Origin of the sequence: Flavobacterium marginilacus (assembly GCF_026870155.1) — a bacterium.
GTDB lineage: Bacteria > Bacteroidota > Bacteroidia > Flavobacteriales > Flavobacteriaceae > Flavobacterium > Flavobacterium marginilacus.
Genome location: NZ_CP113975.1, coordinates 1095718 through 1109142, shown reverse-complemented (window position 1 = coordinate 1109142; position 13425 = coordinate 1095718). Strand labels below are relative to the sequence as shown.

At 29.6% G+C, this 13425-nt stretch carries 10 protein-coding genes; all 10 read right to left on the bottom strand.

Going from position 1 to position 13425, the window contains the following annotated elements; translation table 11 throughout:
- Positions 1–26 precede the first annotated feature (26 nt).
- The 10 genes from OZP07_RS04850 to OZP07_RS04805 all read right to left on the bottom strand — a co-directional run bounded on the left by OZP07_RS04850 (position 27) and on the right by OZP07_RS04805 (position 13184).
- Entirely contained in the window at positions 27–1289 is a 1263-nt protein-coding gene (locus tag OZP07_RS04850; RefSeq protein WP_281637495.1) for a glycosyltransferase family 4 protein, read from the bottom strand.
- Positions 1290–1959: 670 nt separating this feature from the next.
- Positions 1960–2859, bottom strand: a complete 900-nt coding sequence (locus tag OZP07_RS04845; RefSeq protein ID WP_281637494.1) for a motility associated factor glycosyltransferase family protein — start codon at positions 2857–2859, stop codon at positions 1960–1962.
- Between the two features lie 4 nt (positions 2860–2863).
- Complete coding sequence (locus OZP07_RS04840) at positions 2864–4384, bottom strand: oligosaccharide flippase family protein (RefSeq protein WP_281637493.1); 1521 nt, start codon at positions 4382–4384, stop codon at positions 2864–2866.
- A complete protein-coding gene (locus OZP07_RS04835) occupies positions 4374–6239 on the bottom strand; it encodes an acyltransferase family protein (RefSeq protein ID WP_281637492.1) in 1866 nt (621 codons plus the stop codon). The genes OZP07_RS04840 and OZP07_RS04835 overlap by 11 nt, the downstream gene beginning before the upstream one ends.
- A 202-nt stretch (positions 6240–6441) precedes the next feature.
- Positions 6442–7710 (bottom strand): sialidase family protein, encoded by a 1269-nt coding sequence (locus OZP07_RS04830; protein WP_281637491.1) that lies wholly within the window; start codon positions 7708–7710, stop codon positions 6442–6444.
- Between the two features lie 357 nt (positions 7711–8067).
- Complete coding sequence (locus OZP07_RS04825; protein WP_281637490.1) at positions 8068–9636, bottom strand: N-acetylneuraminate synthase family protein; 1569 nt, start codon at positions 9634–9636, stop codon at positions 8068–8070.
- Complete coding sequence (locus OZP07_RS04820; protein ID WP_281637489.1) at positions 9581–10261, bottom strand: inositol monophosphatase family protein; 681 nt, start codon at positions 10259–10261, stop codon at positions 9581–9583. The genes OZP07_RS04825 and OZP07_RS04820 overlap by 56 nt, the downstream gene beginning before the upstream one ends.
- A gap of 5 nt (positions 10262–10266) precedes the next feature.
- Positions 10267–10938, bottom strand: coding sequence for an acylneuraminate cytidylyltransferase family protein (locus OZP07_RS04815; protein WP_281637488.1), 672 nt, complete (start codon positions 10936–10938; stop codon positions 10267–10269).
- Positions 10939–11063: 125 nt separating this feature from the next.
- The gene (gmd, locus tag OZP07_RS04810; protein ID WP_281637487.1) at positions 11064–12143 is read right to left on the bottom strand and encodes a GDP-mannose 4,6-dehydratase; all 1080 of its coding nucleotides are present in this window, start codon (positions 12141–12143) and stop codon (positions 11064–11066) included.
- A gap of 90 nt (positions 12144–12233) precedes the next feature.
- Positions 12234–13184: a GDP-L-fucose synthase family protein gene (locus OZP07_RS04805; RefSeq protein WP_281637486.1), complete on the bottom strand. Its 951-nt coding sequence runs from the start codon at positions 13182–13184 to the stop codon at positions 12234–12236.
- Positions 13185–13425 lie beyond the last annotated feature (241 nt).

The window sequence follows — 13425 nt, the reverse complement described above, 5'->3', positions numbered from 1 at the left end:
TTCCATAAGTAAACAAATATTGCATATTATGAATCTTTAATCGTTTTATACACAGAAATCAATTCTTCGATAATTTTAATCTGATTATGCCTTAATTGTGCTTTAAACTTACCATTTTGTGATAACAAATTTAATAGTTCTTGATCTCTACTCAATTGAACTACCCATGAAACTATCTCAAAAACCCCATTTGAAGGAACTAAAATTCCAGTTTCCTTATGGTCTATGAGAGAAGAAATCCCACCTACATTACATGCTATGACAGGAACACCCATTATTTGAGCTTCACAAACACTATTAGGACTATTATCAATATAAGACGGATGTATAAAAATTGATGTCTGTAAAAGAATTTCTTTCAATTCATCAGGTGTTTTTTTTCCGATGAACTTTAAGTTTACTTTTTCAGGCTCAATCTTTGTCGATGAAATAAAATATTTCAATAATTTGTCGTCATCATTTAAGCCAATAATACTCCATTCAAAATCTATTTTAGTTTCATTCTTTAAAAGATTAGCAGTTTTTAGAATTACATCAATTCCTTTATAAATGGTTGGAGAAAGAGTAGACACTATAATAATTTTACTCCTTTGAGTTTTTCTTTCATTTTTATTATTATAAAAATGAGATCTTAACACTTCGTCCACATGAAAATATGAAATATCAGGATTATAGATTTTTGCAACCCGTTTATCCCATTCTGTCCTTCCCATTACATATTTAGCTCTTCTAAGACAAACAGCCTCTCTAGTTGCCTGGTTTTTAAATCGCTTATAGCCTGAAAGATTACCTAAACCAATTATATTCATTAAAGAAAAAAAAGGACTAAACAAAAAACTAAGAGAATTATGTCCCGATGGAAAGTAGGCATTTACATATGGATTAAGTAAACCTTGCAAATGAATTACAACTGGTATTTTGGTATAAGTCTGCACGGAAGAAAAAATCTCTTCAGTTCCAAAAACATGAATTACATCTGGTCTAAAATCATCAATAACATCTAATAACTTTGGAATAATAATATGCTCAGACTCTAACTTACCAGACCTTTTATTTACAATAAAATTTAATAGATTCTTCCTACCTGATTCTCGTAGTATTGGGTAATATGTTGTTTCCTCTTTAATTAGTTTATGTTGGTCTGCACGATGAAAAAAAGAAACTGCAAGTTCTATTGATTTATCTTTTTGTAAAAGTTCCTCTAGAGATTCAATCCAACCACCTCCATGATAGGAATGCTTACCTTGATCATATAATGAAGGTGTATTTGTAAACCATAAAATTCTCATTCTTTTCTTGATTTTATATACATTGAATAAAATATAATATTATTAACAAAATAAAATTACTATTTTGAAATAATTTATAAATCGAATAATTCTCAATAAAATGGATGGATTATAAACGCTATCCTATTTATCAAAGCTATATTGTTTTTTAATTGTAGAAGACTATTTCTATTTATCTCTTGAAATTCAACCGAGAAACTACAAAGTGATTTATGGTGAATATTTGGTTATATTCTATAAGAGGAATTACCTGATTAATCATTTTTTTTAATTTAGGATATAGCAAAATAAAATGCTCTCTTATTTTTTTGTCTTTATCAAAGAATCTCTTAACTGTACTAATTTTATTAGATTCATTCATTGCTAATCTATAATTTGTTAACACTGTATTAATATAAAAACTTTTTTTAAATAAAGCTATATACCTAACTAGTAGCATATAATCTGATGATGAATAATAAGAATCATTATTCTGTTTAGTCTTAAAGCAATTATCGCTATGAAAAAAAGTTATCCCAAGATCAATATCTTTTTAATTTGAAATAAGAGTCTCCAGAGATTCAATCCATCCTCTTCCATTATATGATGTTTTTAAATTTTTATATTTTGATGGAGTTGCAGTAAACCAGAGAAAAGACAGAGTATTTATATTTTTCATGCACCACCTTAATCATTTAAATCTTTTATAAGAATCAATCATAGAACCCTCTGTCATATTAATAATTTTTGCCTTTTTATATAAAGCATAATCTTGAAGTTTATCATGACTATCAAACATTACAGATAAAATCCATAGATGAGTTTTTATTTTAAGAGTTCCAAATCCCTTAACCGTATCAATAACAGGTTTTAATAATACATCATCACTATCCTGATAAAAATGCATTTCTTTAGCACATACTTCATTTTTTTCATTGACTGCCCATGATAAAAAAAAGTCATGATCTACTCCATATACATTAATATCTTTATAACCATTAAAGATAGCTAGATATATTGCCAGATTTGAAACATTGCCTATTCTAGGCATACAGTATCCTGTATCATAATATTTATTTCTTAATGATTCGTAGCCAGAAAAATCTATTCTATTAGTTATAATAAATTTTAAATTAAGATTTTTAAGTTTACTATATTCAAAAAACAATTTATTCTCTCTTTTAGTTGGGAAAGAAATATATACATACATTTTCCAATCTACTTCATTTTCTAGAATCTCAAACGTACGTTTGATATCTTTTAATCTTGATTCATAATCTTGATAAAACATTGGATCTGAAAAACAATAATGTTTTGGTTGAATTAATTTAAAAACAGAATCTAATGCAAACAGATTCATCACAATAAAATCACAATTATTAAAATTACTATCAATAGTAAGGGATGGTATAACTTTTGTAAGAGAGGGACCATTCGCTAATACAGCTACTTTACCATTAAAGCAATTTTTAGTTTCTATCTTATAACTTTTTCTAAATAAAAGTTTTAAATTAAAAGTTAAAAATGGAACGAAATACTTAAAAAAATGGTAATAGGGTCTTAGAATATTTTTCACCTTAAGATTATTCATTAGTTTATTTATTTGAAATTTTATTTTTGACAAACTCATTAATTATTTTTCGATCGACAGCAGTTAGACCAAATACCATAACAATAATCAAAAGCATTATCTCTAAAACTGTCGTTCCGCCTACAAACTCTAAAAAGCTTAGTTTATAATCTAAACTAAAAACAACAAGGACAATCAGGTAGGCAAAGGGTATAAGGACAGACACAAAATATGAAACGAGTTCCTTCTTATCAAAATGGAGATATTTATTAATAAAGAAGTACCTGAAAATTTGATTCACTACACTAATACCTAATTTCCCTATTAATACTGAAACAGGATCGAACCCCAAATAAAGTAACAAATAAGCTAACGGCAATACCAACATATTAATGATGGTTAATACAATATTATATTCTTTTATATTACCAATAGCTTGTGCAGACATCCAAAAAGGCCCAGACAATGAATCTATTAACGAAATCAAGATAACAAACTGCACAAAACTTCCAACATAGGGAGGAAGTGAATTACCGAGCCATAGAGTCAAAATATAATTCGAAAAAAAAAGAACAGGAGCTGATAATACTGCCATTAAAAAAAAAGAGTATTTTGAAGTATTCAATACCATTTTTTTATGCGTATCTACTTCATTTCGAGCGTAGGATTGTATCAGTTGTGGCCTAAAAGCTGTCTGAAAATTAGACACAAAAGAGTATACTGCATTATTTACTTGAATCGCAATACCCATTGAAGCATTCACCAAAACTCCTACAAATATATTCAGAATCATATTTAGCCCTTCAGTCGCACCTATTACAGCCACCTGCCCCATAAGCATCCAGCTGGAAAAAGTAACCAATTCTTTAAACAAATCCTTATCTTTAAAGTTTTGATATTCAACTTCTTTTTTAAACTTATTATGACAATATCTATAATATATAAAATTTATCATAAGAATAACTACTGCAATCAATAAGCTATACAACACCAAATAATCATATATTGGAAAATAAATTAATATCCAAACCACAGCCAGCTTGGACAAACTTTCAAAAATGCCCAGAATTGCAAAAAAAGAAAACTTTTCATGCGCAAGTATCATGGCATTATATGGCACTTGTAACACTCCCAGAACTGTTGTAATAGTCGATATCTGGTATACAACATTTGCAGCATACATACGATTATCGGGTATATTTAGTTTGTAGTTTAGAAACCAAAGACCAACGGTTTCAGAAAGGATAACTATTACAATTGAAATAACTAGATGAACATTAAGACTTGTAGAGAATACTTTTCTTACATCTTCTAACGCACTAGAAGTAAATGCTATATTTATATAACGCTGAGTGGTTGAAGACATGGCTGCATTCAAAAAAGAAAACATTACCACTATTCCTCCTACTAGGTTATATATACCAAAATTTTCGACACCTAGTACTCGCAAAACTATCCTCGAAGTATAAAGGGATATTAACAACGTAAGGAACATCCTAAAATAAAGGAAAAGTGTATTTTTGGCTAAAGCTTTATTATTTGACATTTTTTTGTTTTAAAACAGTGCTTTTTATAAAATGTCCAAAATCTTTTGTTAGAGATTTTGCTAAAACCATTTGTCCGTAATAATTTAAATGCCCACCATCGTAATACATGATTGTGTCATTGTAGTAAGGCATATTTTTAAATACATTGCTCCTAGAAATATCATAAACAAAGACATTATCCATAGTATCATCAAGATTTTGTATTTCTTTTGGCAATTTATAAGAATATTGACATAAATGATTACTCGTATTTCTTACAATCCCTCGATTTATTTTAATAGGGTTAATATCGTTTTTCACTTTGGGAAACGATTTTATTATCACGAGCTTTTGTTCTTTCTTTAAACTTTTCGCAAGCTCTATAACAGCAAATTTCTCAGATGGTATTCTGTCATACCTAGCGCATGTAATAATGATAACATCACTTTTTTTCACATCTTCATTTATAAAATCAGCTACTTTTGTTGCCTTTTCAAGCGCATTGAATTGATTGGGAGTTATAAGGTCATACGGGACTTCTTCCTTTTTCAATCCTTTAACAGGAGGATAAGTATGTGTATTAATTGCTAAAAAACTAAACCCTTCTTCTTTACCTATGTAATCATAAAAACGTTTAAGTGCTCCAAGATTACTATCACCTATTAATAATATTTTATCATTTTTTTTGACATCTCCAAATTTTTCAAATGCAGGTTTTTTTTCAATTGAAATATTAGATTTACTGCCATAATAAAAAGGATCGACAAACTCATTTGGAAGTTTTTTAAATACAGCTATTTTTGGAAACAGAACAGAAAGCAATATTAACAAGATAGAAACCGGAAGAAAATTCTTGACAAAAGCCTTATTGTCAGTATTTCTAAAATAGCTTTCAACATATTTATAAGATAGCCAAGCAAATACAATTGTGAGTAATGTTATTCCTAACATTTCTTGAATAGTAAACAGATATTGGTCATTGCTATATCTTAATAGTGCCATTATTGGCCAGTGCCACAGATATAATGAATAAGACAACTCACCTACATAAACTGAAATCTTGTTTGAAAACAACCCTGTTAAATTAGTTTCAGATGAAATCAATATTAAAACTGTACCAACACACGGTATTAAAGCAACGACACCTGGAAAATGAGAAGATTCATCTATTATTATGGCACTTAAAAATATCAATATTAAGCCTGTTATAGTGGCTAAAAGACTGGTATTCTTACTTAAGCTTTTATTTTTAAAGGCTATAGCAAAAATAACTCCCACTAAAAATTCTGGCATTCGGGAAAGCAGTGAAAAGTACATAATAGGCTGCATACCGTTTGTGAAAATTTTATATGAGCTGTATCCAGTTAATATAATAATTAGGATAGTTACTATTCCTTTTATATATTTATTTTTTACTAACATGAGTAAAAAAGGCAAGAATAGATAAAATTGCATTTCTATAGACAATGACCACGTATGTAATACTGGGTTTTGTGTACTTTTTGCACCAAAATAATTATCACTGTGTGCAAAAACTATATTCGAAAAAAATAGAGCTGAACTCACAAACCATTTACGTAATGTTTCAATATCAGTATATAAATAAGAATAAAGACTAAACACTGCTACAAAAAGCAACATTACAAATTGTGCAGGAACAATCCTTTTAAATCTTTGTAGATAAAATTGGTAAAAGTTAAAAGATCCATTTTCTTTTTGAACCAATATTATTGAAGTCATCAAAAAACCAGAGATAACAAAGAAAATATCAACTCCCACAAATCCTCCGGGTAGCCATTGCGAATTTAAATGAAAAACAAACACCAATAAAAATGCCAATGCTCTTAACCCTTGAATATCTTTTCTAAATCTCATCTTTACATGATACTTTATTACTAAATATTCCTGAAACTTTTGCCATAATTTTTTAACTTTTTATTTTGTAAACCATAAAAGGTAAGCAACTTTTAACCTTATATCATAGTCATCAAAATTCTATCTATAAAAAACCAATAAAATCCGACCTATTTTATGCCTAGTTTTTTTATTGCAAGACTCTAAAATTGCTTTTTATACTTTATTTTAATGTACTTATTTTTGTTGTAAAGATATTTGACGTATTATTTTTCAAGATATCATCTTCTAATATTTTAACAAAAATAATACCTCCTTCTGGAGATCTTAAACGATCATAAACTATATTCAATACTCCTGGATCAGTTTCAATCATGTCTGGATAGCTTACGCCAGCATAATCGCCTTTATAGCTATTATCAAGTATTTTATAATTATCTATAATAATTTTAAAGGGCCAATTAACACCATCATCTTCAGAAAGGCAAACTGTCATTTTCGATCTATCATAAGCATTATTAAAAATAAGTATTAATCGTCCAGAATTTAATTTACCCAAATAAAATCGGGATTGTGTAGTAGCACCAAGAGCAGTAAATCTCTTGGCATCCTGCCATATATTTCCATCACTACTTTTAGAGTAATAAATTCCATCTAGAGTTCTAACCATTCCTAAATAAGTATTATCTTTAAGTTGAACAAGCATGTGTTCATAAACATAACTAATCGAAACAGGCACAGGAATTGCTCCTACTTTTGTGAAATTAACCAAGTTTTTAGTTCCATAGTTTGCCTTATATATAAAAGGTTTATGCAATTCAGCATTGCCCTCATACCATCGAGCAATAGGAAACATCACTTCATCTGAAACACTTGAGTAAAATAATTTGTTAAGCATAATCCCTTCAGCAATTCTTCTTGGAGGAGAATAATTAATAGTATTGCCATCATCTGAAAGACTTAATTTAGAATACCAAGTTATCATCCATTCCTTGGCTGCGACATTTTTTTTTTGAACATGCTTTGCCCAATACATATAAAGATTTCCAAACTTATCATTGAAGAAATTAGGATCTTTCATTCTTGTGGAATCCTGTGGATTAACTGACAATATCAATTTATCATGACTCCAACTCATTCCTTTATCTTTACTTACAGAAACCGTAAGATAATTACTATTAGACTCCCCTTCACCACCAGAAATCCATGCTACATACAAATTACCCGATCTATCTTTACCGATTGATGGTATACCCTGCCACTTCCTTGTAGACAGCATAAATTTAGGATTGGCACTTTGATTTTGCAAAATTTCTCCTTCAATATATAAATCAGAATCTGGCACATGATCTTTTGGTAATAAGGTAAAATCGTCGCCAGGAAATGAAGGCTTATTACTATCTATTGGAGGCTTCTCTGAAAAAGAATCTTTCTCTGAACTGCAATATGTAAAAATAAATAGTAATAAAATAAATAAGTGTTTTTTTTGCATAAAAATAAATTCTAATAAATATATTAAATAAAAAGATAGTCACTAAAATAATATAAATAACTATTTTTTCTGACTACTATAACCCTGAAAAACATAAAAAAAAATTAATTTAGATGTACTTCGCATATTCCAAATAACTAATTTAAAGTTTTAATATTTAATTTTAGAGGTGTAAAGTTATTTACTTGTTAGTCTTTCAATGTTTAGTGGTAAATTAAAACTTATCATTAGTTCATTAATAAGCTAGGGGTATCAAAATCTATTTGACTTAATAATTTAGAATCTAAAGAAGGAGAAAAGTCTTAAATTACCTGCTTTTAACAATAAGCAAACATCTTTACGCCTCTATTTAATTTTTTAATTACTCTTCTCATTTGGCTCATACTTATGGTGTTCAACAGAATGAATTTCTTTCTCTTGTTTACCACAAATTGATTGTGCAATTTTCATGTCATGAACAAAAGTTCTAAACTGATTAGTCGATAAATCTAGTGCTACTCCATCAAAGTGAATCCAATCTAAATCTCCCAATTTTACATGTTTTTCAATCATTAACGCGCCTGCAGAAAGTGCCATCATAGATGCAGTTGAACCGATATCATGACTAGAATATCCAGGAATGATATTTGAATATTCTTTAACTTTTAAATTATTATAATGTCTTATGACTGATATCTGACACGATTCTGGCGGAGCCGGATAAGATGATGTGCATTGAAGCAAAAACAGTTTCCTATTTTGGGTAAAGTTTTGAAGAACAAATTTTTCATATTCCATATCAGTAAATCCAGTAGAAATAACAAGATCTCCTTTAAAATTATTTCCTACATTTAATAAAAAATTCTTGTGCTTAGAAATTGTGCTAGGAAGTTTTAAAAGTGGCAGATCATATTTCTTAACATACTCAAAAGAATTAATATCTAAAATTGACAGGAACCAAAATATTTCATTATTTGCACATTCTTCAATTAAAACATCAAATAATTTATCGTTAAGTTCCACGCCATTTCTATAATCTCTTAGTGTTTTTCCAAATGGAGACACGTATTCAGAATTCAATTCTGCCTCAGTATAAAATGTATCAACATCTCTTTTTTGAACCTTAATAGCATTAGCACCAGCACCTTTCGCAAGTCTAATCATCGCTCTTAATCTGTTTTCATCACCAATATGATTATTAGTTAATTCAGCAACAACTATAGGAAACCCTTTTTCTGTATTCTCTAAAAGCTTAAGATAAAGTTGATTATTTTGTTTTAAACTATTAGGCTTGGTAAGATTTACATCATCTCTGTTGAATATTTCAATAGAAATATCACTATACGTTCTATTTCCAACATGCAGAAAATTTATTCTACTTGAATGTATAAAGTACCTTTTAACAGTTTTAAAAACACTTTCTTGCGTTTTTAAAACCATTTCAGTGTATTCAGGCTGATGATCTGAAAAATCAGTAATTACATTCGGAACATTATTATAAAAATCAAAACCAATAAAATAGACTTCCATTTTTTTTGATAATTCATGTTGAATTGCCAACGCTAATTTAGTTGCCGAAATAAATAAAAAATCAGTAATAGAAAGTTCATTATTTTCCATTATCGATATTGTTCTCTCTGATGTTTCGAAGGTTTCGGGCTCGTATGGTAATTGATGCCAATACGTACTAGGAGCCATAACCCTCGAACTAAAATAACATTTTGCTTTTGCTCCATTAGCTTTTATGCTTTCGTGAGCCCATAAACTGTGAACTAAACAAAAATGCCCAGGGAAGATACGCTCAGAATCATTAATATTTATTACTATACCATCTTCAAGAATACTCGTATTGATTTTTCCTGAAGTTGGACCTTTCCCTAAAATGTAAATTTTATTTGTTTGTAATTCTGAAACGATACTTTTTATCTGGGTCAAGAAGTTCTCCATAATATTTCTTATTATTAACAATTACTGATAAACCATTTTCTAATGCTAAATTTAATCCAGGAATAATATCCCAAATTTTAGCTCCTTTCGGATTTTCAAAACTAAAAAAAGATCCCGTTATAACATTATACATATTATAAACCGCACAACCTATAATTCTATATTCAAACCCTGTTTCTAATTTTAAAATATCTTCTTTAGTTAAACTTGAAGAAATGCCACAAATTCTAGATTCGAATTTTGTAATACTATCTCCAGTCTTAAGATAACAATTTAATTCAGGCAAAGCAAGCATTGACTCAACATGCTTCCCTTTTTCATAAACACAAAGAGCCACTCCCCATTCTTTCAAACCAGATGTAAAATTTTCAGTACCATCAATAGGATCTAAAATAATTACTTTCTCTTTTTTAGAATTAATGACATTAAGTTCTGTTGATTCTTCTGAAACCAAAAAATAGTCCGGTAAATTTTCAGCTATAAAATTTCGAACGATCTTTTCGCAAAGCAAATCTCCTTCGGTCACATAACTGTTATCTTCCTTCATTATTCTTGTATTTCTTTTTTCAAGAATTTCTGGAAGTGAAGCATTAATTGACTCAATAATTTTGCTACAAATTGACATATTAATTATTTATTAAAAAAGTCTGTATTTTCCTTCAACTTATCATACACTTGCTCAGCTATAAAAAAATCTAAGGGTGTATCAATATCTAATCCTTCAATATGAGATACGGAATATATTTGTGGATTAGGTCCAATTACTGTTCTATACTTTATAAGAGTTTCTCTAGACAACAAGCATAGACCAAAATTAATTGCAAGAATATCTGTTAACTCTTGACTTTTAGGGTGCTTTTGTAACGAAAAATTAAGTGGTGCATCACCTCTCCATAAAAACTCTTTTACAACGCTTGCGGTTACAATGCTTCTATCAGTAGCAAAATCAAAAAGTTCAATACATTTTTTAAATGTTTCTGGCTTAATAAATGGATTAGTTACAGGTGTATATGCTACTAAATCACATTCAGTGTGTTCGCCTAAATACCAAAAATAATCATTTGCAGGACACTCTGTTGAAGCATAAAATGATTCCCTCCTGTGAAATTTCACATTATTTTTAATTGCTATTTCAATTGCTGTTTCAGAATCAGTATTAACAACAATTTCATTAATTTCACTTACTTCTTTCAATGCATTTATTTTATACTCTAACAAATTAGTATCGCCAAATGCTTTTACATTTTTATCTTTTACCCTTTCTGAACCTTTTCGTATAGGAATAACAGCTGTGATTTTCATATCTATTAAATTTATATAACCTAAATAAAAAAATATTATTTAATTTGTTGAAATCATCTTTTAAGTGGCTAAAATTTTACAAAATACTTTATTCAATAAAATTCTATTTACTAAATATTCATTTTCTAAAACAATTTCAAATCACTTTCAACCATTTCCTTTACCAAAGCGGCTAAATCATATTTAGGTTCCCAACCCAATCGTTTGGATTTTGCAGGATCACCAATCAATAAATCTACTTCGGTAGGGCGGTAATATTCAGGATCCACACGTACAACTACTGAACCAATTTCCAGTTGATATAATGGGTTATTACAAGCCACAACTTTAGCTACTTCGTTTTCTTGTTCTCCTTCAAAAGATAACTCTACTCCAATTTCTGCAAAAGATAAACGAACAAAATCACGGATATAAGTCGTAACTCCTGTTGCAATTACATAGTCTTCTGCAACGTCTTGTTGCAAGATTCTCCACATCGCTTCTACATAATCTTTTGCATGTCCCCAGTCTCTTTGAGAGTTTAGGTTTCCTAAATACAGACAATCCTGTTTTCCTTTCGCTATAGCTGCCGTTGCCATCGTAATTTTACGGGTTACAAAAGTTTCTCCTCTGCGTGGCGATTCATGATTAAATAAAATTCCATTGCAAGCAAACATATTGTAAGCTTCACGATAATTTTTAGTAATCCAAAAACCATAAATTTTAGCCGCTCCATAAGGTGAACGTGGATAAAATGGAGAGCTTTCATCATAAAAACCTTTTTCATTTTTATTTTCTGCCAAACCACCATATAATTCTGAAGTAGATGCTTGGTAAACTCTAGTCTTTTTAGTTAATCCTAAAAGCCTTACCGCCTCCAAAATTCGCAAAGTACCAATACCGTCTACATTTGCCACATATTCGGGAGAATCAAAAGATACTTTCACATGAGACATAGCACCTAAATTATAAATTTCATCAGGTTGTACTTCCTGAATTATTCGTATTATATTAGTAGAATCGGTCAAATCACCGTAATGTAATTTGAAATCAACATGTGCTTGATGCTGATCTTGATAGATATGATCAATACGTTGAGTATTAAAAGAGGAGGCGCGTCTTTTAACTCCGTGTACTTGGTATCCTTTTTCTAATAATAATTCGGCTAAATAAGATCCATCCTGACCCGTGATTCCTGTTATTAATGCGACTTTTTGAGTGCTCATTTTTTTAATTTTTTAGTTATAAGTTTTTAATTTTAATTGAGCTGAAAAAACAAGTTAAGGCTTTTAGTCTAATTAAAATTTCTCATTTCTCTACAATTTAACTTGTTTAAATTTACCTACGTTCTGCAAAAACCAATCATAGGTTTTTTGAATTCCTTCTTCAAGATCTACCTGATGCTTCCATCCTAATTCATGCATTTTTGAAACATCCATTAACTTTCTAGGTGTTCCATCAGGTTTACTGGAATCCCAGATAATTTCACCTTTATGTCTTGTAATCCGCTGTACAGTTTCAGCTAACTGCTTTATAGTCAGATCTTCTCCTGTTCCAACATTATACAAATAGTCGGGTAATTTATTCTCTAACGCAAAAATAACTGCTTTAGCCATATCATCGACAAATAAAAATTCTCTCATTGGAGTACCGCTCCCCCAAAGGGTAACAGGAGCATTATTATTTTCTTTTGCTTCATGAAATTTACGTATCATAGCTGGCAAAACATGTGAAGTGTTCAAGTCAAAATTATCATAAGTGCCGTATAAATTTGTTGGCATTAAGCTGACATAATCTTTTCCGAATTGTTTTCTGATCGCTTGACAGGTCTTAACACCCGTGATTTTTGCTATTGCATACCATTCATTAGTTGGCTCAAGCGTATCTGTCAATAAATAATCTTCTTTTAAAGGCTGTGGAGCCAGCTTTGGATAAATACAAGAACTCCCTAAAAAAATAAATTTCTCTACTCCACTTTGTAAAGCTGCATCAATAAGATTGTTCTGAATCTGCATGTTTTCCATAATAAATTGATATGGATAATCATTATTAGCAAGAATACCACCGACACGGGCAGCAGCATCTATAATAACTTCAGGATTTTCTTTTGCAATAAAATCACGAACTGCTTTTTGATCTCTAAGATCTAATTCTTTACTAGAAGCACCTATTAAATTCTTAAATCCACTATTAATTAGTGTTCGCCAAATAGCACTGCCGACCATTCCGTTGTGCCCTGCAATATAAATCTTAATTTCTTTGTTCATCAATTAACTTTTTTAACTCAATTAAATTCTCAACTGCCTTAATTTCACAACAAACAGCTAGTTATTTTAAAAAAAACAGCTTCACCAAAAGACAATGAAATAAATAAATCAAATTTATAAGAAAGCATTTCAATTCTCATAATTTCAATCTATTTTCTCTCACCTCAATATACAGCTTCGCAATTCAAACTCCCATTTTAGAGCTGAATAATTTTCCTAATCGGCTGTAAATATACAGACA